Genomic DNA, 22,223 nt, shown 5'->3' with positions numbered 1-22,223 from the left:
ACTACTTCCTTGGAACCTACTAATAGCACAAATATTAGCATAACCAAAGTTGTTGTATTTCACAAAATATTCATGGAATCTTTGACTTTTTATTTATTTTCATATGCCTAATAATATATTTCTATAAAATTTCTAATACTTCTACTGTGTATTTTTCACCTGGAGCATCAACTTCAACTATGTCACCAGCTTTTTGTCCCATTAATGCTTTTCCTAAATCTGATTCTATGCTTATAAGCATATTTTCAGGATCTAAATCCATAGTAGTTACTAATGTTATAGTATCTTCATCATCTTCTTCTACAAATCTAATTTTTGCTTTACTATTTATTCCAAGTACAGATTTATTTATACTATTATCATCTATAACAGTTGCTGTTGAAATCATAGTCATTAAGTATTGGATTCTATTATCATTTTCTCTATAATTTGCACAAGCTTCTTTATATTCTGCATTTTCTGATCTGTCACCATGAGCAGCAGCGATTAATTTTTCTTTTGCTATTTCAGCTCTTTTTACTGTTAATCTATATTCCAATTCTTCTTGCAATTTTTTCATATTTTCTTCTGTTAATGTATTATTCATAAAAAACTAGGCCTCCCATAAAAAATTATTATGTTAATATTATATAATATTTAGAAAAAAATAAAAGGTATTAAACAAAATACCTTTTATTTTTAAGAAATCTTTAATATAAATAATTGATTAATATGGTCACAAATGATAAAGGTGGTTATGTAAAAGGAAGAATTTTATTTAATCATCATTAAAAATGTACCCATACAATTGCTGAAACTTATTATAAGGCATATAATAGTACTGCAGTATTTTTAAGTAAACCAAATTATGGGGGGATAATTATAATGAAAAATAAAAAGATGATGAAGTTAATGCAAACTTCTATACTTGCAGCATTATGTTTTGTGTCATTTACATTTCTTCAAATTAAAATTCCAGTACCAGGGGGAGATGCTACTTCATTACATATAGGAAATGCTTTTTGTGTACTTGCAGCATTGCTTCTTGGTGGAGGGTACGGTGGACTAGCTGGAGCTGTTGGGATGACAATAGCAGATATATTAGACCCTGTATATATTTTAGGAGCACCAAAAACATTTGTATTAAAATTTTGTATTGGTTTAATAACAGGAATTATAGCTCATAAATATGCCAAAATAGATAGGAGTAATGATAAAAAATATATATTTAAATGGAGCATTATTGCTGCTATTTGTGGTTTGATATTTAATGTTATTTTTGATCCTATAGTTGGATATTTTTATAAACAATATATATTAGGACAACCACAACAAATGGCTTCTGTTTTAGCAAAGTTAAGTGCGTTTACTACATTTATTAATGCTATAGTATCGGTTATTTTAGTTAGCTTTATATATAATTCTATAAGACCAATTTTAATAAAATCAGATCTATTAATAACTAAATAAAAGTTTATGTGAAAAATATAAACATAAAAAATGGACTAAGTTATATTAGTCTATTTTTTAATAATTATAAACTTAAGATAAAATATTTAGATTTGTATAAATTAATAAAATTTCAGTAAAGAATATATAGAAGAATGAATATTATTAATAGGTAATTATGTTTACTAAAAATGGTTATATAAGAGGTAATATAGAATATTACCTCTTATATAACCTTAAATTAATATTTTAATATAATCTTAAATTAATATTTTTAAATTTATATCTGTTTTGCATATATTAACATTGTAAAAAAATAGATATTCAAATCCTATTTTAATTTAAAAATGATATAAAGTTTAATAATAAGAAAGTTTCAATTAAAGTTAAAAAAGTTATACAATTATTTTTTGAGCACTACTAAGAATGGGAGGTGCTGGAGTTAAATCAGTTGTTATAGTAAAGTTTGGTGAAGTACATACTGTTGTAGCAGTTCCACCTGCTGGTGTATAAACAAGTTTTGCAGTTCCAGTACTAATAACAAAATTTTCAATTACATCAACAATATTAGCACCTGTTTTTGCTGGTACTGAAATATAAACTGTAGTATTTTTCATATCTTGTCTATGAGTAAATTTAATAGTTATAACATTACCAACAATTGTAGCTTCAGTTGGAGTAACTGGAGTTTGTTCTGCATTTCCAATAAATACTTCTATATCTCCTGCAGCACCAGGAACAAGGTGGCTATCTGCAGTTATAACTACTTCATATTCTAATTCAGTAGTTTCCATACTACCTATTCCAGGAATATTAGCTATAAGAAGTAAATCTTTATCAGGAGATTTTTCTACATTATAAGCACTTCCAAATCCGAATAAATTACATGGTTCAAAAGAATTAAGAGCTGCCTCTGCAGTAGTTGATGATAATTCAGTATCAGTTACATCAAATGCTTTTATAGTTGCAATATTCTTCAAAGTAGGATCTACAGCTATAGCAGCTAAGAAAGTATCAGCATTTGCTACAACAACAGGTATTGAAGCTTTTATCTTTTTTATTGCAATAAGATTTCCTACTATTGTATCATCAAGAGTTAATTCTATATTAGTAGCTGTAGAAGTATCAGTAACTCCAGCTGTAGTAGGAGTAGTACTATCATCTATATAGATTTTAGCTGGTTGTGTAACTGTGTCATAAGATAAACCTGCAACCAATGGATCAGTAATAGTTATTTTATTGAATATTGTATTTACTGGGATATTAAAAATTACATCAAATTGTAATATTGAACCGGTTGAAATACGCATGTTTCATCCTCCTATATATTAAATTAGTTTTATTAATAATTAATTTTATCTGGATAATTATTAATATATAATATGATTATCTATTAAATATTGATACACAATATAAAAACTATAATTTGATTTTTACTTAATGCTCATTGAAGTTGAATGAATATTTTTAGAATCCTGTGAATCAAAAGAGATTATTAATTTCGGAGGAATATTATTATGACATTTTGGGATATTACTTATATTAAAAATAATATCATTATCTATTTTTTTAGCATGTACTTTAAAAGGTTTATCATTTAATTTAGCAGTAATAGAAGATATATTAGAAATAAATCCTAAAGGTGTTGAATATTTGTAAATTAAATTGTCTACTGGCTCAGAACCAATATTTTCTATTTCTATTTTGCCACAAGTAGCATCAGTATTTATTTGTAATATAGCTTGTTCAATGGTAATAATCAAAGGCGTATCATTTTCCTCAATAAAAGGTTCATTAGATGATATTGGAGATAAAAGTTTCACCCAATTATTGATATATGAACTAGCTAAATTTCTAAGAGTTGCTTTAATGTAAAATATAACATCTAATGTTTCATTAGGCTTTAACTTACATAGACAAACAGAATTATCATTAAGATTATCACAGGAGTAAACTTCTTTTGTATTAGAGTTTATTAAAGAACCGGGAATAAACTTAAAATTATCATCATTTAAAAACTTTAATCTTAGAGGATAAATAGTGTTGTTACTTTCATTTTTTAATACTAAATTTACAAGTATTATATCATTAGCTTTTATTTTGGTATTATAATTTGAATTACTATCTTCTTTAATTCTAAAATAGGATTCTTTTGGGCAATTTTCATAAAGAGGAATATTAAATTCTATAGGAATATCTTCATTAATATATGACGATTCTATGGGGTTAATTTTTATCTGTTTTCTTATTTTAATCATATTGATCTCCTTATTTTTTATATTCATAATATATTCATATACAACTATCTAGATATTTTATGAATATAAATAAGTTATTATTTCATATTATGAAGTAATAGTTATTAATTTAAGAGGAGTTTTATATGAAAAAAGATGAGGAAAATAGTATTAAAGACAAAGATATAATCAATTTAATTAACTATAAGAATAGAATAATAATGATAACTTCAGATATAAATGAAATTACATTTACAAGTGAAGGAAATGAATGTAATGCTGGAATACTTATTAAGGAAAGAAATAGGGATTTGTTAATTAGAATAGATAATTTATATTTAAATTCTGTTAATCAAATTACATTTGATTTTAGAGGTGGTAATAAGTGTAATTATAAGAGTAAGTTATTATATTCTGGAACTAATACTATAATTAGTGAAGATAATATTACTATTTGTATAAGTAATAATCAAACTGTTGAAATAAAAGGAGAAGAAAATAGCTTATTAAATATATATGGTGGAACAGAAATGCCTGCAATAGGTAACAATGAATGGACAGCAGGAAGTGGTCACCTTATATTTTCAGGATGTGGAAATGTTGAGGTAAAGGGTGGAGCTGGATGCAAATATTACGAAAATTTAGAACATAGAGGGAGATGTGGATGTTATTCTATAGGATTTTTAAATAAAAATATTACAGATACATCAACAATTAAAATATTAGAGAATGTAAATTTAAAGGCAATAGGTGGAAATGGACAAAGTATTTCTAGTATAACTTTAAATAAATGTAGTGGATGTGGAGGTTCAGCTATAAATATAGAAGATAATAGTAGTTTTGAAAAGGTGGGCTTTGGTAATTTAGAACTTATAGGGGGAGATGCTGGTAAAAGCATAGGAAATTATGCTTGTGGAAATTGTGCTGATGGGGGAGATGCTATTAAGATAAAAAGTGGATTAATTAATATTACCAGTCCAGCTATCTTAAAAGGTGGAAAAGGTGGAAGTGTTGATTCAAAGACTGAAAAAGTTATATCTAAGGCTGGAAATGGAGGAGATTGCATTTCTATTTCAAAAAGTGAATTAGATGAAAATGTAAGGCATGCAAAAATAAGAATTGATAACTATGTACAAGCTGAAGGCGGAGATGGGGGTAATTCAGGTGTTTATTTTGAAAATGAAAGTATATTAGGTAATGATGGAGGTAATGGTGGTAATTTTATAAATTCTAATAATTTTAAAATAGAAGCTGCTATAGGAAATATATTTTTTACTGGAGGAGAAGGAGGTAAAGGTGGCTGTGGTGAAACTATAGGAAAAAATGGAATATCAGGTGAAAAATTTAAAGGAGATAATATTTACTATACTGAATTTGTAAAAGAAGAAAATGAAGATTTATATAAAGAATTAGATGATTTAGCTAAAAAAGAAAGCCTTTTAGATTTTAATAATTTTTCACAAGAACATATAAAGAAAGAAGATATAGAAATAATTAAAGATGATAAAGAAATAAATCATGAAAATTATAATAAAAACTTTTATATAGAAGAAAAAGAAGTTATTGAAGATATACAATTAAAAGAAAATAAAATAGGATATGGAGATGAAAATAATCAATTAGAAATTTTCCCAAATTTGAATGAAAAAAATAAACTTGTTAAGATAGAAAATCAAGCTTTACCTGTTGAGTATAAAGAAGCATCTAAGCATTCCACAAATATTATAAAGAGATTATTTGATTATATAAAAAATTTAATTAATAAGAATTAATGTCTTATATAAAGTATATGGAAGCATAATTGAATAATTAAACTAAACATAAGTACACTGGAGAGTAAATTTTATAGTATGCTTTTGAAATTCAAAAAAGTTTTGTATAATTTTTTAAAATAAAGTTTAAAAGCCAATGTTTAATAACATTAAACATTGGCTTGAAATAACTAATTATAATATCCCAAATACCGGTACTCTAATTTTGATGCCTATCTCTCGATAGGTGGGTGTCCTCACAGATGTTTCAATTTCTTTCAATACTTTAAAAGTATTTACATGAAAGTACATTTCCCCATCTAAATATTGAACTCCCTAAATTTAAATGTAGGTTCAAAATAAGAGCTTAACGAATATTTTAGAAAATACAACCAACACTATTGAGTAAAATAGTCGTTCTTTGTTGTAAAATTATAATAACATATTTTAATTTGTTATACAAGAGATATATTAGTGGTAATTTATATTAAAAATTGATTAGTTTTACCCATAGTGTATGCAAGCTTTATCATTTCTTTCTCTTCTTTTGACAGGCTTCTATTATACATTTTTTCAAATTGATATAACAATTTTTTTGTATCAACTTTTTGTTTAGGCTTTGAATTTCTTTTTGAATATGTAGAATTATAAGTACTACTTTTTATATTAGGAGTATAAAGTTTTTTAAATATTTGAGCTGTATAATAAGCATCGTTAAAAGCATTATGAAATTCTTTTTCAATAGGTATATTAAAAAATTCAATAGCAGTTTTTAATCCTACCTTTGTTCCTTTTGGCGGTTTTATGTATTTTGAAACAAGACTTTGAATATCTATATATTTTTTCAAATTGTCTACTTCTTTTAGGTTATGGAACTTTATATTTTTAACTAATTCTTTTATATCAGAAACTCCCCAAATGCATACAGTGAAATCTTTGTTACCAATAAAATTAACAAAATCATTATATACATCAGGAAAAGGTTTTTCTAAATTCACCATTTCAGTTGTTATTTGAGTTAAATCTTTTATAAAAGGATGAATCTTTGTATGAACAGTAGGTTTAATTAATCTATTAAAAGTTGAAACTATTTCTAATTTACTGTTAAGTTTTACTGCTCCGATTTGTATTACTTCAAAGGTAATATTTGAAGTTTTATCATTTTTTGAATATTCATGATTAAATTCTAAATCATATATTATATAGTTCATTAATTTTACCATCCTTTTTATGTATTAATATAATATTAATAATATCACAACTATTATTAATATAAAATTTTTGTACAAGATTAATATACTATTATTTTAAATTTTAAGAATTTTTTTTGTAATTATGGTAAAAATAACTTCATTGGATGATTATGATTAAGGATATTTAATTAAGAAGGGAGTTTTTTTACTTGAAGAAAAATAATTCTTATGGATTAAGAAGAAATCTTCTAAAAGAGCTTAATCAAGGATTTTCTTGTATTCATGAAAATTTTAAGTACTTTAGAAAACTATCAAAAGAGAAAACTAAAGTTATTGGAGCGGCTGAGTGGCTTCTTGATAATATATATTTAATTGAAAAAGAATATAAGGCAATTAAAAAAGAAATGCCTATGGATTATTTTAAGTCATTACCTTCTATGGAAAAGTTTATAGATAATAAAAGTAGACATGAAATTAATAATTCATTTGAACACAAAAACTTTTATGAAAAAGGAGATATTGAAAGGGAAAATTATAATGAATTTGAAAATGATCTTCCACGTATTTTTATAATGGCAAAGAATTATATAAATATGGGGGAAGAGATTGTTGATGAAAGTCTTATCAAATATATTAATAAAATTCAAAAAGATAATTTAGATATGAATTTAGAAAATAATAAGTTAAGTGAAGAATTTTTTAGCAAAATAGATAATAACAATTTTAACAAAGATAGTTTCTTTACTATGGGTGAGCTTTGGGCTTTTCCACTTATGCTTAAGATTGCTATAATAATAAATTTATCAAAATATACTAATGAACTTGTTAATATTCAGAAGGAGATTTTGCAAGGAAAATTTGTGGGGGATAAAATTGTAGATGCCGTAAATAGTAACAAACTTAATGAAGAACTTGAGAATATTAATAACAAATATAAGAAATTTAGTCCTTTATTTGCAAGAGAATTTTTAAAAGTTTTAAGGAATAATTCCATAGAAAATGAAAAAATTTATAATTTTATAAAACTTAAAGTTGGAATAGATGAAGATATTGATAATTATATTATTAAAAGTAATTTAAATGAGGAATTTTTAGAGAAAAATATTGGTGATTATATAACTTCAATTAGGAAAATTGAAAATATAAGTTGGAGAAATTTTTTTCAAAATACATCATTAGTAGATAGAATTTTGAGTGAAGATCCAGAGAACGTTTATGCAAATATGGATTTTGAATCTAAAGATTATTATAGGCATAAGCTTGAAAATATAGCCAGGATAACTAATAGAGATGAAATTAGTATAGCAAAAAATGTATTAAAACTTGCTTTAAAAAATAAAAAAGATAATAAAGAACCTTATAAGTGTCATGTTGGATATTATTTAATTGATAGTGGCGTTAGTGAATTAGAAGGATATAATGGAAAAATAAATAATGCAATATCAGAAAAGACATATTTAGCTATAAATACTTTAGGAACAGTTATTATAAGTTTGCTTTTTTTATTTATTTGTAGTTTAGGTGATGCAAAATATACTAAGACTGAGTATATAATTTCATTTTTATTAATTTTGATTCCTATAAATGAAATTATAATTGGGTTTATTAATTGGATTGTAAGTAAAACTGTACAGATTAGATTAGTACCTAAAATGGATTTTAGTGAAGGAATTCCAGAGGATTGTAAGACTATAGTAGTTATTCCCACAATTGTAAATTGTAAAGAAAAAGTTAAATCTCTTATGAATAAATTAGAGATTGCTTATTGTGGAAATAAAGACAAAAATGTTTATTTTGCATTGCTCAGTGATTTTGAGGACTCAGATTCTGAAGTTGAAGAGAAAGATAAGGAAATAATTAGATGTGGACTTGAATGTGCTAGAAAGTTAAATAATAAATATTCTAAAAGTAATAACAAAAGTATCAATAATGACGCAAGATTTTTCTTTTTCAGTAGAAAAAGAATTTATAATAAAAAGCAAAATGTTTTCATGGGTAAAGAAAGAAAACGTGGAAAACTTATGGAATTCATGGCTCTTATTAAAGGAAAAACAGATCATACTTATGATGTTTTAAGTTCTGACATAAAAGTACTTAAGAATGTCAAGTATTTAATCACTTTAGATGAAGATACATTTATGCCAAGAGAAAGTAGCTTTAAACTTATAGGTGCTATGAATCATGTACTTAATATACCTTATGTTAAAGATAATAATGTTTTTAGAGGATATGGTGTTATGCAACCAAAGGTTAGTATAAGTTTGGAAGCTAAGAATCAAACATATTTCTCAAATATTTTTGGTGGAGAAGGAGGTGTAGATGGATATTCAATAGCTTATTCTGACACATATCAAGATTTATTTGGTCAAGGATCTTTTACAGGTAAGGGAATAATCAATATAGATGAATTTTATAATATATTGCATGATTCAATAAAAGACAATAGTGTTTTAAGCCATGATCTTTTAGAGGGAGCTGTTGCAAGATGCGCTTTAGTTAGTCAAATAGAATTTATAGATGGATATCCAGCTTCTTATGAGAGTAGTTGCAAAAGGCTACATAGATGGGTTAGAGGAGATTGGCAACTTATAGGATGGCTGTTTTCTAAAAAAATAAGTTCTCTTAATAAGTGGAAGATATTTGATAACTTAAGAAGAAGCCTTTTAGCGCCAAATTTATTATTAGCATTAATTTTATCTTTAACTATTTTAAATGGAAGAAGTCAAATTGCTTTACTTTGCTTTTTAGCTCTTATGAATTCTTTGATATTTACAGTTACAGATTTTGTTGTTACTCCTAAAAATAAGCTTATGGGAACCTTTAAAAGTTTTCAGCAGATATTATTAATATTTACATTTATTCCTTATCAATCATTGTTAATGATCGATGCAATTATAAGAACATTGTTTAGGCTATGTATATCTAAAAAAAATCTTTTGGAATGGCAATCTTTTGATTCTGTAGAAAAAAAGTATAATAAGAATAGTTTAAAATCTCATTTAAAAAGAATGTGGATTTCGCCAATAATGGGATTGTTAGTATTATATTTATCTATTTATAATCCTATTGGAATTGTTGTTTATAGTGCAGTTGTATCAGCACTTTGGATTATTAGTCCATATGTAGCTTATTCTATAAGTAGAAATATTTATAAAAATAAATTTACTTTACAAGAGGAACAAAATGTTTATTTAAGAGAAATATCAAGAAGAATTTATGCTTATTATGAAGATTTTGTTAATGAAGAAAATAATTATTTAGCACCAGATAATTATCAAGAAAAACCTTTTAAAGGAATTGCTCATAGAACATCACCAACTAATATAGGTATGGGGCTTGTTTCAAATGTAGTGGCTTATGATTTAGGATATATAACAATGATGGAACTAATTGATAAAACAGAGATGATATTGAATAGCATGAAAGATTTACAAATAGTTCATGGGCACTATTTAAATTGGTATGATACAAAAACTAAAGTACCTCTATGGCCAAGATATGTTTCAACTGTTGATAGTGGAAATCTCTTGGGAAATTTATGGGTATTAAAGAGAGCCATGGAGGAATTAAAAGATAAAGAAATTATAAGGTTAAATGAGCTTATATCATTAAAAGATATCTATAATATAATTGGAAAAGATGAACCTTCAATTAAAGCTTTATTTGATTCAAATATTAACATTAGAGAATATAAAGAATTTCTAAATAAAATCTTTATGGAAATTGAAAAGTTTATAGAAAATGAGAAAAATAATAGTGATAATAAAAACAAAAATTATTTAAATAAAAAAGATGATGAAATCGAATATTGGATACAAAAGTTTACTAAAGAAATTAATAATAAAATTAAATACTATAACTATATATTTGATGGATTAGAAAATGTATATAGCAAAGAATTTTTTGAAGGAGTTCCTAGTATTAGAGAATTAATTAGCAGATGTGAAGAATATGAGAATGAAGTTAGTAATAACTTTAGTAATACATTTAAAATAAAGATTAATAATTTTAAAACATATGCAAAGAAGATAGATAATATAATTAAAGATATTAATATGATTTCAGAACAAATGGATTTTAGATTTCTTTATGATAAAACTAGACAGCTATTTTTTATTGGTTACAATGTAGAAGACGATTCTCTTGGAAATTCTTATTATGATTTATTAGCATCTGAATCAAGAATAGCATCGTTTATTTCTATAGCTAAGAATAATGTACCAATATCTCATTGGTTTAAATTGGGAAGAGGTATGACAAACGCTTTTCATACACATTCTCTAGTATCTTGGAGTGGTACTATGTTTGAATATTTTATGCCTTCTTTGATAATGAAGAATTATCCAAAAACTTTGTTAAGTCAAACATACAAATCTGTAATAAAGGCTCAAAAAAGTTTTTCTAAACAAAAGAAAACTCCTTGGGGAATATCAGAATGTGCATTTTATAAATTTGATGCAGACGAAAATTATCAATACAAGGCTTTTGGTATTCCGGGTATTGGACTAAAAAGAGGACTTGAAGATGAAATCGTAATATCTCCTTATTCAACCTTAATGACATTACCATTTTGTAAAAAAAGTGGAATAAAAAATCTTAAAAAATTAGAGAAACTAGGTTGCTTAGGAAGATATGGATTTATTGAAGCTATAGATTATACTAAGGCAAGGGAAGATAAATATGTAATAAAAAATAAAATAGATGATGATAAAGAAAATCTTTTAACTGATACACATGGAGAGGATTCCAATAATTCTAAAATAAATGATAAGGTATATAATGATGGAATAAAACCTAATAAAATTATGACATATATGGTACATCATTTAGGAATGTCTTTAATGGCACTTGATAATTTTCTTTTAAATGATATTTTAATTAATAGGTTTCATAGTTTGCCAGAAGTTAAGGCAACAGAACTTTTATTAAAAGAAAAGATTCCGCATAATATAACTTTTGAAAGAAATGAAGATTATTCTATAAGAAGTATGTACTTTGAAGGAGAAAACTTGATTTCAAGGAAATTTGTAAATGCAAATCAAGAAAATACTGAAGTTTTATTATTATCTAATGGCGGATATTCATCAATGATAACTGTAAGTGGAAGCGGTTATTCTAAGATGGATGATATGATGCTTTATCGATGGAAAGGCAATTCTACAAGTGATGATAGTGGTATGTTCTTTTATATAAAGAATTTAAATTCTAATGAGTATTGGAGTTCTACATTTGAACCATGTAAGAATTATGGGGATAAATATATTGCTGAATTTAATTTAGATAAAGCTAAGTTTAATAGAAAAGATGGAAACATTGAAACACAGATGGAGGTTGTTGTTTCTCCTGAAGAAAACTTTGAAGTTAGAAAAATTACTTTAAATAATTTAAGTAGTAAGGGAAGAAGTGTAGAAATAACAAGTTATATGGAAGTAATTTTAACTACTTTTAGTGCGGATGCAGTGCATCCAGCCTTTTCTAATTTATTTGTTCAAACAGAATATGATGATAAAGAAAATGTGCTAATAGGAAGTAGAAGAGGTAGAGTTAAAGGAGCAAAAGTACCTTATATATTCCATAAAGTTTTAGTAAATGGAGAATTAGAAGGAAGTATAAGTTATGAAACTTCTAGAATTAATTTTATAGGAAGAAATAGAGATCTTAAGTCTCCTTTGGCTATGGATAATGATAAATCATTAAATAATACTGTTGGAACAGTTTTAGATCCAATAATGAGTATTAGAGCTAGGGTTAGATTAGATGGAAATTCAAAAAGAGAAATTTATGTTATAACAGGAACAACAGATTCTAGAGAAGCAGCTATTAATATATGTAAGGAAAATAAAAATGTAGTTACTTTAGAAAAAGTTTTTGAAAATTATAGTATAAGAACACAGTTAGAACTTAAAAATTTAGGTATACGAAGTGTTCAAGCAAATATATTCCAAAATTTAGCTTCATATATATTCTTTTTACATAGTGGTAGAAAGGATAGAGAAGAGTATATAAAGAATATTTCAAAACACCAAAAAGATTTATGGCCTTACGGAATTTCAGGTGATTTGCCTATTATGTTTTTAACTATTGAAGAAGAGAAAGATATTAATTTAGTATATAATATTTTGAATTTACATTATTATCTTAAACTTAAAGGGGTAAAATTAGATTTAATTATATATAATAATGAAGAGATTTCTTATGATGAACCACTTCAAAAGAATATAATGCAAGCAATACATATATCAAAAGAAGGTAACTCTTTAAATATACCTGGAGGAATATTTGTTCACAATAAATCTACTATGGATACACAAGTCAAAGATTTAATAGTAGGAATTGCTAGATTATATATTGATTCAAATAAAGGTTCAATTTTTAAACAAATTGAAAAAAATGAAGAGTTTAATGGTATTAGCACTAATGAATTTTCAAGATATAAGAAATCTGTTGATGAAGAAACCTATAAACATAATTGTGATAATAGATTAGCAAATAATTATGAAGAAAATTATATTTTACAAGATAAAAAACATTTGTTAGAAGAAATACCTGATAATGTAGAAAGTGATAAATTAGAAGAGAAAGCTAAGCCTTTAAGTATAAACTATAAATTAGAAACAGCAGATGAATTGGTATCAGATTTAGATGATAATATAATAGAATATAAAGAATATGATCATGATGAAGAATTTATAGAAGATGAGGATTTAATTAATGGATTAGAATCTGCAAAAACCAAAAATAACATGGGAAAATCTACAAATAAGAAATATTTAAATATAGAGGATTTTAATGAAGATTTTAATGTGGGAAATTTAGATTTCTTTAATGGATATGGTGGTTTTAGCAAAGTTGATAATAGTTATTTAATAAAATTATCTAATTTTAAAAATACCCCAGCACCTTGGATTAATGTTATTTCTAATGATGATTTTGGATTTCATATAACTGAGAGTGGATCATCTTATACATGGTGTGGAAATTCCAGAGAAAATAAGATAACACCTTGGAGTAATGACTATATTAGAGATCCATTAGGAGAAGCACTTTATATTAGAGATGATAATTCTAATAATTATTTTTCTATAACACCAAAACCAGTTAGGGATAATGGCGACTATTTCATAAAACATGGTTTTGGATATTCTGAATTTAGTCATACTGCTTATGAATTAAAAGGAAAACTAGAAATATTTGCGCCTAAAAATGAAAAGGTAAAAATTCAAAAGGTAACTTTAGAAAATTTAAGTGGAAATGATAGAGAAATTTCTTTATTCTATTATGCAAAGCTTGTAATGGGTGTTTATGAGTATGATAGTGCTAGATATGTTTCAACATATATTCATGGAGAGCTTGAGAAAAATAGAAATGCAAGCATAAATGAAGAAAATAAAAACTCTAATAGTACCAAATATGTATATAATAGTGGATTTATTAGAGGTTGCAATCCTTATAGTGAGTACTTTGGAAAATTCAACTCTTATTTAACTATTTTAGGAGGAGAATGTTTAAGTTTTACTGGTGATAACAAAGAATTCTTAGGAATTAATGGAGAAGTTTCTTCACCAAAGGCTTTAGATTATAAAAACTTATCAAATAGATGTGGAGGAATTTATGATCCTTGTTTGGCTGCTACTACAAATATTAAACTTAAAAAGGGTGAAAAGAAAGAACTTTTAATTTTATTTGGTGAGGAAGAAAAAGAAAATGTAGAAAAGGTTATTGAAAAATATCAAATTAGAGGTAATGCAGATAAAGAATTAGAGAAGGTTAAAAAATATTGGAAAGACTTTTTAGGAAATATACAAGTTAAAACTCCAGATAAATCTTTAAATTATCTTTTAAATGGATGGCTTTTATATCAAACTCTAAGTTGTAGATATTTAAGTAGAAGTGCATTTTATCAAAGTGGTGGAGCATATGGATTTAGAGATCAACTTCAAGATTCCATGGCACTTGGAGTTGTTGATCCAGAAATACCAAAAGCTCAGATATTGCGTAGTGCTTCAAGGCAGTATGTAGAAGGTGATGTACAACATTGGTGGCATCCAGTTGTAAATTCAGGTATAAGGACTAGATTTAGTGATGATTTATTATGGCTTCCTTATGTTACTGCTGAATATATTAATTCAACTGGAGATTATAAAATTTTACAAGAAACTGCCCCTTACCTTGAAGATGAGCCTTTAAGAGAGGGAGAAGATGAGAGATATACAATAGTAAATCAATCTTCAAAAGAAGGAACAATATATGAGCATTGCTTAAAAGCTATAGAAAAAGCTTTAAAGTTTGGTATGCATAATATTCCATTAATGGGTAGTGGTGATTGGAACGATGGTATGAGTACTGTTGGTAATAAAGGAAAAGGAGAAAGCGTATGGCTTGGTTGGTTCTTGTATTCTATTTTAGAGAACTTTATTAAAATTGCACAGATTAAAGGTGATAAAGAAACAAAAACTTATTATGAAGAGAGAAAAGAATTTATTCGAGAGAATTTAGAGAAAAATGCTTGGGATGGTGGATGGTATAGAAGAGCGTATTTTGATGATGGAACACCACTTGGAAGTCGTGAAAATCCTGAATGTCAAATTGATTCTTTAGCACAAAGTTGGTCTATAATTTCAGGGGCGACAAAAGTTAAATCTGATAATGAATTAATAAAATATAGCGAAAGAGCATTTGAGGCAATGGAGGCTATTGATAACAATTTAGTTAAAGAGGAGAAGGGTTTGATACTTTTATTAGCACCACCATTTAGTAATTCATATCTTGAACCTGGTTATATAAAAGGATATGTGCCAGGAGTAAGAGAAAATGGAGGACAATATACTCATGCAGCTGTTTGGGTAATATTAGCTTTGACTAAGCTTGGATTAGGTGATAAAGCTGTAAAATATTATAATATGATAAATCCAATAAATCACACAAAGACTGAACTTGAATGTATGACATATAAGTTGGAGCCTTATGTAATGGCAGCAGATGTGTATATAAAAGAACCTCATGGAGGAAGAGGTGGCTGGAGTTGGTATACTGGAGCTTCAGGTTGGATGTATCGAGTTGGTATTGAAGATATTTTAGGTCTAAAAAGAATTGAAGATAAAGGTTATATGGTAAAACCATGTATCCCAAAATCATGGAATGAATTTGAAATAAAAATTAAAAATGATAATGAAGATTACACTATAAAAGTAAGGAGAGGTGAAGATAAAAAGAAAGAATCAGATAGTTTAATTAATTCAAAAGTTACAAATAATTTAAATGAAATTAAATATGATAAATTTAAGTTAATTATAAATGGAGAAAAAATTGATGGAAATATAATACCAAGAAATTTAGGCAAAATAAATGTAATTGTATATATATAATCTATGAAAATATATTATATATAAGCTATCAATAAAATTAAGAAGAACTACACCCAATATTAAAATTTAATTATGGGTGTAGTTCATTTCTAGTTATACGGAAAATTATAGAATTCTTAAAGTTTAAACTCTTAATTAGCTACTTTCAACTAAAAAGCGTAACCACTTTTTATATTAGATAAGTGTGGTAAACTAATTAAATTAGCATAAAATTCATTAAAGTTGAGTAAAATAGTTTTATGTGAGACAATAATTAAGTTCAAAATTTTTAACAATATACCTATAGAAAGTATATAATGATACCGAATGGTCTATAATTATTAAATATAAGATAATAGATTGATTTTTATATTAGATTTAGTAAAAAGAAAAAATAATTCTAAAAATTAGTAGAATAAATTTTTATGGAGAAATTTATATATTATAAATGATAGAACTGAAAAAGTATAAAATAAAAAAATATTTGTATAATAAGTAACATATAAGGTATAATTTAGGTATATTATATGGATATGTAATAAACTTATATGAATTAAAACTTTGGATGAGACAGTTCCTTAATTGGAACTATCTCAAGATGCAACTAATATTTTTATTTGGTTAAGATCTTTGTATAGTTTTCTTTGGGAGAGATGCACTATATAAAGGTCTTTTTATATTCAAAGATATTTAAGTAGTACAAGAACAATACCAAATAAAAATATAAGAATACCAAAGAACCTTTCATTTTCTTTAGCAATAAAGATTTCAAACCAACTATTTCCTTTATGTCCTTTGATCTTCATATACATTTCCTCTCTTTCTAGTCCAATATAATCTATATAAAACTAAAATACTCTACCTTAACAATTTGTATTAAATCTTGTAAGGACTATTACAAAGATTTATAGTTAAGAATATGGATATATCTCAGTAAATAGATATATGAAAGGAGAAACAAGAAAATAAAGAGGTTTTTATTTATGGGAGTCTATTTCAATTACGTAAATACATTCAAATATAATTTTTAACTTTAAGCTAATAATTACATAATATTAATGATATTTATGTTTCCCATTAATTAAAAGTTTTTAGTTTTAATTCCTCTCCCGATTATCATTATATCATAATTTTACCAGTAAATATATGGTAAAATTAAAATTAAAATTATTACAATGTGATCTATAAAAATAGAATGATATTTAGAACATTTACATTGGTATAAGTTTTTACCTGTCAACATATAATATAGATTCTTATATTATATGTTGACAGGTAAAAACTTATGTTATATATTTATAACATAAGTTAAAAATATATAACACAGAGGTGTAAATATGGAGAAAAATATTAATTTGAGAAAAAAATCACTATTTAGTTATGGATTTGTGGGTATAGTTTGGGTAGTATTTGGAATTGTTCAAATTATTGAACTGCCAAAGTATTTTAAAACTGTTTTAATGATTGTTTTATTAGGAATGATGTCAATTTCTATATGTAGTCATTTTATGAAAAGCGATAAAATTGATGAAATGTCAAAAGTAAATGAACTAAAAGCACAATCAACTTCTTATATATTATTAGCATTATTTTTTAGTATTTTATTAATTATATCATTTTTTAAGAATGTATGGATAGTAGATTTAGTGAAGATATTGCCATTTTTATTTGGATTAAATTTAATGAGTAAATCATTATTATTTATTTTTTATGAAAAGGCTGGGCAATATTAATGGCAAAGTTAAAAACAAAAATACATGAACTTAGAAAAGAAAGAAATTTAAAACAAGATGAATTAGCTAAATTGGTTGGTGTACGTAGAGAAACTATAGGAGCATTAGAAAATGGAAAATATAATCCTTCATTAAAGCTTGCAATGGATATTGCTAATGTATTTAATAAAACAGTAGAGGATGTATTTGAATTTATTGATGAGAATTAAATATATAAATTTGTGATATGATTAATACAAAGAGTAATCAACATTTAATTAATTATGTAAATTAATAAATATAAAAGACAAGTTAGAGATAAAAAATATTTTTATGAGACTTATTTATAATTTTTAAACGTGTTTTATAGGAGGAAGTAATATGAAAATTGGAGTTGTAGGAACAGGTGCAATTGTAGAAACTTTTTTACAAGCTATGTCAAAAGTTCATGGGGTAGAATGTATTGCGTTATGTTCAAGAAAAACAAGTAATAGAACAGATGAACTTTCTAAAAAATATAATATACAATCTATGTATAGTGATTATAAAAAAATGTTAGAGAATAAATCAATAGATTTTATTTATATAGCATTACCTAATAGTCTTCATTATAGTTACACATTAAAGGCTTTAGAAAATAAAAAGAATGTAATTTGTGAAAAGCCATTTACATCTACTATAAAAGAGAGTGAACACTTAATAACAGTAGCTAAAAAATATAACTTGTTTTTATTTGAAGGAATTACAACAATATATTTACCTAATTTTATTGATATTAAAAATAAAATTAAAGATTTACAAGATATAAAGTTAGTTCAATGTAATTTTTCTCAATATTCAAGTAGATATAATTCTTTTATTAATGGAGAAATATCTAATGTATTTAACCCAACATTTTCAGGTGGAGCTTTATATGATATAAACATTTATAATTTGCATTTTGTTATAGGTCTTTTTGGAAAGCCTGTAGATGTAAGATACTTAGCTAATACTGCTTATAATGGGATTGATACATCTGGTATAGTTATATTAAAATATAAAGATTTTGTGTGCGAATGTGTTGGGGCAAAAGATACTATGAGTCCAAGTTTTGTTTATATACAAGGTAGAAACGGATATTTAAAATTAAATGGTTCAACTAATGAGTGTCCTTCTTTTGAATTTTGTATAGATGGGGAAGTGAAAAGCTATAATAATCAAGAAGATTCTAATAGAATGGTATATGAGTTAAATAAGTTTAAAGAGATTTTTGATAATGATAATAAAGATATGTGTTACAAATTATTAGAGCATTCTTTAAATGTAGTTGAAACTGCAGTAAAAGCTAGAAAAGATGCAGAAATAGTATTCCCAGCAGATAATACAAACACTATTTAGAAATATATTTAGAATAAACCAAATAATCTATAATAGTAAGGAGGCTTGATATTTCAAGTCTCTTTATTATTATACAAAATCAAGAGGAATATATAATGGTAATTTTAAGTTCAAAAATACACATACTATATATAATTATTATATTTATTTATGGGAGTTATTTTTCATTTGAAAACTAGAAGAACTTTTTATCGGTATTTATATGGATAATGAAGTAAGAAAATTTTTGACTTTATATAAAAGTTAATTAAAAAAAGTAATTGAATAAAATAGTTAGGAGAAAAGTTATGAAAAAATTACTATTACCACAAAGTGCAAAGGTTACACCAAAAGAAGTATTAGATGAAATTAACAAGTTTGAATATATTAATAAAAGTCCATATAGTTTAAGTTATTATAATGTACCGGGAGTTTCGTGGGATTATAAACCAGAAGGAAGTTTAAGAATATCTGATCATTGGAATTTTATATCTCATGGAAACAAGCATTGTCTTTTAGCTGATACAGAGGAAGAAATACAAAATAATTGGATATTAGCAAAATACATAGATGGTAAGTATCATATTTTAAAAGAGTTTGGAGAAAACGTTCCCGGATATAGATTTATTGAAATAAATAAAAATGAATTAGAGTTCCTTAAATATCTATATAGTAAAGGAGGTACAGTTAGTTCAAAAGAAATATATAGATTATATAGAGATAGACCTAAATTAGTAAAGGAGGGCCATACAAAGAATAAAAAATCATTACTAAAAAACATAGGAGAAGAGAGATTTAAAAAATTTAAACAAGAAAATAAAAAAATAAAAAAAGTAGTTTTTATTGAAGAAAAGAATATGAATATAGTTCATAAAGCATTAACTTTATATGAAAAGAGTACTGAACTTGATGAACTTTGTAAGACGGAGCAGGGAGTTGACCAATTGATTAATACATATAAGACTTACAAGTTTAAGGATAATCATATTGAATCACTTGAAGAAATATTTATTTTAGTATTAGATAATGGAATGGCAGTTAAAGCATATAAAAATAAATAACAAGTTAAAGATACAACGATATTTTATAAAATATAATAACTTAGGCTCTGCTAATAGTTGTGATATTACCAAAGCCTAAGGAAGATGTAGTTCACAAAATAAACTAGCATACTGACTAATTATTTATTTGAATGTGCTTAATTGTAAATAGTATTTATAAATTTATTTAGAGTTCTTAATTAAGAATATATTTTTTTAGATAAAAAATAGTCTGTGATCTTTAGCTAGGATAATGTAATAAATTATCTTGACAAAAGGTATACAGACTATTTTAAATGTTTAACCTTTTGGTTTAAATACAATGGCGGAAATAAATCCAAAGATTATTGCAGCAGAAACTCCAGTACTTACTGTTTTTAAAACACCAGTAAATATTCCGATAAAACCAGTTTGCTCAGCATCAGTCAAAGCTGCTGTTACAAGTGTATTTCCAAAACTACTTATAGGTATAAATGCACCTGCACCTGCAAATTTCACTAAAGGATCATATAGTCCAAATCCTCCTAAAATTGCACCGATTACAACTAATGTACAAGTTGTATGTGCAGGAGTAACCTTTAAAATATCCATTATAAGTTGACCAATAACACAAATTAAACCACCTATTATAAATGCAAAAATAAATTTTTCCATAAATTAACTCACACCTTCTTTTTTACATTTCTATAGAAACAGCATGGGCAATGCTAGGTATACTTTCTTTTTGTTGAAAAGAAATAGGAGACATTAGTGCACCTGTTGCAACAATTAATATTTTCTTTAATTCTCCTTTTCGCATACGATTAAGTAAATGTCCATAAGTTACAGTTGCAGAACAACCACATCCACTACCACCAGAAAAACTCGGTTGGTCTTTTTTATATATTAAAAGTCCACAATCTGTGAATATATCTGTTGGCATGTTTATATCATGCTTTTCTAGTAAAGCATTGGCAAGTTCATGACCAACTTTTCCTAAATCACCAGTAGCAATAAGATCATAATGAGAAGCATCAATATTTAAATCTCTAAAGTGAGCTTCAATAGTATCTACAGCAGCTGGTGCCATAGCTGCTCCAACATTATATGGATCTGAGATTCCCATATCTACTACTTTTCCTATGGTAGCAGAAGTTACTTTAGGACCATCTCCATTTTGTGCAAGTACTGCAGCTCCAGCACCAGTTACTGTCCACTGAGCACTAGGTGGTCTTTGCACACCATATTCTGTAGGATATCTAAATTGTTTTTCAGCAGCAGCATTATGACTACTTGCAGCTGTTACAACATATTTAGCTGCTTTACTATCTATTAATTGTGCTGCTAATGCTAAACCTTCCATAGAACTAGAACAAGCACCAAATATTCCCAAATAAGGTATTCCTAAAGTTCTTGCTGTAAAGCTACTAGAGATAATTTGGTTCATTAAATCTCCACTAAAAAAGAAATTAATATCTTCTTTTTGGATTTTTGATTTTTGTATTGCCCTTTCACAAGCATGCTCAAGCAGAGCTTTTTCTGCTTTTTCATAGCTATCCTGACCAAGCCATAAATCTTCAGAAATTATATCAAAGTCATCAGCTAAAGCACCATTACCTTCAAAAGGACCACCAACAGCAGCAGAAGCCACTATTGTAGGTTTAGAATCAAAAACCCAGGATTGATGTCCTTTAAGCATTTACATCGCCCCCAACCATGTTATTGCCATTTTTATTGTTGCAACTACAAAAGCAGCAAAAACTCCATAGACAATAACTGCACCTGCAAGACTGAACATATTTCCAGCTACTCCGAGAACAAATCCTTCTGTTTTATGTTCAATTGAAGCAGATGCTATTGAATTGGCAAAACCTGTAATAGGAATAGCAGTTCCAGAACCTGCCCACTGACTAAGATGATCATATATTCCAAGGCCAGTAAATAAAACCGCAAAAAATATTAAAACTAAGGAAGTAGGACCTGCTGATGTTTTTTCATCAAAATTAAAATAATTAATAAACATCCACTGTAATCCTTGACCAATTGTACATATAGTACCACCTACTAAAAAAGCTCTAATGCAATTAGTTAAAATAGGTCTTTTAGGTTGTATATTATTTACTAAATCATCATATTGTTGTTGAATAGGGGTCATTTTTTTCTTTTTCATATTTGACATTTAT

General features: G+C 26.0%; 15 protein-coding genes and 1 other RNA gene. 7 read left to right on the top strand and 9 right to left on the bottom strand.

The window, feature by feature from the left end; translation table 11 throughout:
- Positions 1-121: 121 nt before the first annotated feature.
- Positions 122-586, bottom strand: a complete 465-nt coding sequence (locus BGI42_RS08315) for a GreA/GreB family elongation factor (protein WP_069679876.1) — start codon at positions 584-586, stop codon at positions 122-124.
- A 278-nt stretch (positions 587-864) separates the two neighbouring features.
- Here BGI42_RS08315 and BGI42_RS08310 point away from each other — a divergent pair, with 278 nt between their 5' ends.
- Positions 865-1,449 (top strand): ECF transporter S component, encoded by a 585-nt coding sequence (locus BGI42_RS08310; protein ID WP_069679875.1) that lies wholly within the window; start codon positions 865-867, stop codon positions 1,447-1,449.
- Positions 1,450-1,823: 374 nt separating this feature from the next.
- Here the strand turns inward: BGI42_RS08310 and BGI42_RS08305 are convergent, their stop codons facing one another.
- Positions 1,824-2,738, bottom strand: a complete 915-nt coding sequence (locus BGI42_RS08305; RefSeq protein ID WP_069679874.1) for a hypothetical protein — start codon at positions 2,736-2,738, stop codon at positions 1,824-1,826.
- Between the two features lie 123 nt (positions 2,739-2,861).
- Positions 2,862-3,686, bottom strand: a complete 825-nt coding sequence (locus BGI42_RS08300) for a hypothetical protein (protein WP_069679873.1) — start codon at positions 3,684-3,686, stop codon at positions 2,862-2,864.
- Positions 3,687-3,811: 125 nt separating this feature from the next.
- Between BGI42_RS08300 and BGI42_RS08295 the strand changes: the two genes are divergently transcribed.
- Positions 3,812-5,437: a hypothetical protein gene (locus BGI42_RS08295; RefSeq protein ID WP_069679872.1), complete on the top strand. Its 1,626-nt coding sequence runs from the start codon at positions 3,812-3,814 to the stop codon at positions 5,435-5,437.
- Between the two features lie 176 nt (positions 5,438-5,613).
- Here BGI42_RS08295 and ssrS read toward each other — a convergent pair.
- Together ssrS and BGI42_RS08285 are read right to left on the bottom strand one after the other, a co-directional pair.
- A non-coding RNA gene (ssrS, locus tag BGI42_RS08290) (6S RNA) lies at positions 5,614-5,805 on the bottom strand.
- Positions 5,806-5,898: 93 nt separating this feature from the next.
- Positions 5,899-6,627: a 3'-5' exonuclease gene (locus BGI42_RS08285; protein WP_069679871.1), complete on the bottom strand. Its 729-nt coding sequence runs from the start codon at positions 6,625-6,627 to the stop codon at positions 5,899-5,901.
- A gap of 191 nt (positions 6,628-6,818) precedes the next feature.
- On the opposite strand from BGI42_RS08285, the gene BGI42_RS08280 reads away from it, so the two are divergent.
- A complete protein-coding gene (locus tag BGI42_RS08280; protein ID WP_069679870.1) occupies positions 6,819-15,974 on the top strand; it encodes a glycoside hydrolase family 94 protein in 9,156 nt (3,051 codons plus the stop codon).
- A gap of 659 nt (positions 15,975-16,633) precedes the next feature.
- Here BGI42_RS08280 and BGI42_RS16520 read toward each other — a convergent pair.
- Positions 16,634-16,759, bottom strand: a complete 126-nt coding sequence (locus BGI42_RS16520) for a hypothetical protein (RefSeq protein WP_275542676.1) — start codon at positions 16,757-16,759, stop codon at positions 16,634-16,636.
- A gap of 531 nt (positions 16,760-17,290) precedes the next feature.
- Here BGI42_RS16520 and BGI42_RS08275 point away from each other — a divergent pair.
- The 4 genes from BGI42_RS08275 to BGI42_RS08260 all read left to right on the top strand — a co-directional run bounded on the left by BGI42_RS08275 (position 17,291) and on the right by BGI42_RS08260 (position 20,082).
- The gene (locus BGI42_RS08275; RefSeq protein WP_069679869.1) at positions 17,291-17,686 is read left to right on the top strand and encodes a hypothetical protein; all 396 of its coding nucleotides are present in this window, start codon (positions 17,291-17,293) and stop codon (positions 17,684-17,686) included.
- Positions 17,686-17,895: a helix-turn-helix transcriptional regulator gene (locus BGI42_RS08270; RefSeq protein ID WP_069679868.1), complete on the top strand. Its 210-nt coding sequence runs from the start codon at positions 17,686-17,688 to the stop codon at positions 17,893-17,895. Before BGI42_RS08275 ends, BGI42_RS08270 begins: the two co-directional genes overlap by 1 nt.
- A gap of 151 nt (positions 17,896-18,046) precedes the next feature.
- The gene (locus BGI42_RS08265) at positions 18,047-19,042 is read left to right on the top strand and encodes a Gfo/Idh/MocA family protein (RefSeq protein ID WP_069679867.1); all 996 of its coding nucleotides are present in this window, start codon (positions 18,047-18,049) and stop codon (positions 19,040-19,042) included.
- Between the two features lie 287 nt (positions 19,043-19,329).
- On the top strand, positions 19,330-20,082 hold the full coding sequence (locus tag BGI42_RS08260; RefSeq protein ID WP_069679866.1) for a hypothetical protein: 753 nt from the start codon (positions 19,330-19,332) through the stop codon (positions 20,080-20,082).
- A 279-nt stretch (positions 20,083-20,361) separates the two neighbouring features.
- Here BGI42_RS08260 and spoVAE read toward each other — a convergent pair whose 3' ends face one another.
- The 3 genes from spoVAE to spoVAC are packed head-to-tail and all read right to left on the bottom strand — an operon-like array spanning position 20,362 to position 22,219.
- Entirely contained in the window at positions 20,362-20,715 is a 354-nt protein-coding gene (gene spoVAE / locus BGI42_RS08255; RefSeq protein WP_069679865.1) for a stage V sporulation protein AE, read from the bottom strand.
- Between the two features lie 22 nt (positions 20,716-20,737).
- A complete protein-coding gene (gene spoVAD, locus BGI42_RS08250) occupies positions 20,738-21,739 on the bottom strand; it encodes a stage V sporulation protein AD (protein ID WP_069679864.1) in 1,002 nt (333 codons plus the stop codon).
- A complete protein-coding gene (spoVAC, locus tag BGI42_RS08245; protein WP_069679863.1) occupies positions 21,740-22,219 on the bottom strand; it encodes a stage V sporulation protein AC in 480 nt (159 codons plus the stop codon).
- Between the last annotated feature and the right edge of the window lie 4 nt (positions 22,220-22,223).

It is taken from the genome of Clostridium taeniosporum (genome assembly GCF_001735765.2).
Lineage (GTDB): Bacteria > Bacillota > Clostridia > Clostridiales > Clostridiaceae > Clostridium > Clostridium taeniosporum.
This window is presented reverse-complemented; position numbering and strand designations above follow the sequence as displayed.

Excerpts from the sequence above, each read along its gene's own strand:
- BGI42_RS08315 (WP_069679876.1), bottom strand. The coding sequence starts at position 586 with ATGAATAATACATTAACAGAAGAAAATATGAAAAAATTGCAAGAAGAA.
- BGI42_RS08310 (WP_069679875.1), top strand. The coding sequence starts at position 865 with ATGAAAAATAAAAAGATGATGAAGTTAATGCAAACTTCTATACTTGCA.
- BGI42_RS08305 (WP_069679874.1), bottom strand. The coding sequence starts at position 2,738 with ATGCGTATTTCAACCGGTTCAATATTACAATTTGATGTAATTTTTAAT.
- BGI42_RS08300 (WP_069679873.1), bottom strand. The coding sequence starts at position 3,686 with ATGATTAAAATAAGAAAACAGATAAAAATTAACCCCATAGAATCGTCA.
- BGI42_RS08295 (WP_069679872.1), top strand. The coding sequence starts at position 3,812 with ATGAAAAAAGATGAGGAAAATAGTATTAAAGACAAAGATATAATCAAT.
- BGI42_RS08285 (WP_069679871.1), bottom strand. The coding sequence starts at position 6,627 with ATGAACTATATAATATATGATTTAGAATTTAATCATGAATATTCAAAA.
- BGI42_RS16520 (WP_275542676.1), bottom strand. The coding sequence starts at position 16,759 with ATGAAGATCAAAGGACATAAAGGAAATAGTTGGTTTGAAATCTTTATT.
- BGI42_RS08275 (WP_069679869.1), top strand. The coding sequence starts at position 17,291 with ATGGAGAAAAATATTAATTTGAGAAAAAAATCACTATTTAGTTATGGA.
- BGI42_RS08270 (WP_069679868.1), top strand. The coding sequence starts at position 17,686 with ATGGCAAAGTTAAAAACAAAAATACATGAACTTAGAAAAGAAAGAAAT.
- BGI42_RS08265 (WP_069679867.1), top strand. The coding sequence starts at position 18,047 with ATGAAAATTGGAGTTGTAGGAACAGGTGCAATTGTAGAAACTTTTTTA.
- BGI42_RS08260 (WP_069679866.1), top strand. The coding sequence starts at position 19,330 with ATGAAAAAATTACTATTACCACAAAGTGCAAAGGTTACACCAAAAGAA.
- spoVAE (WP_069679865.1), bottom strand. The coding sequence starts at position 20,715 with ATGGAAAAATTTATTTTTGCATTTATAATAGGTGGTTTAATTTGTGTT.
- spoVAD (WP_069679864.1), bottom strand. The coding sequence starts at position 21,739 with ATGCTTAAAGGACATCAATCCTGGGTTTTTGATTCTAAACCTACAATA.
- spoVAC (WP_069679863.1), bottom strand. The coding sequence starts at position 22,219 with ATGTCAAATATGAAAAAGAAAAAAATGACCCCTATTCAACAACAATAT.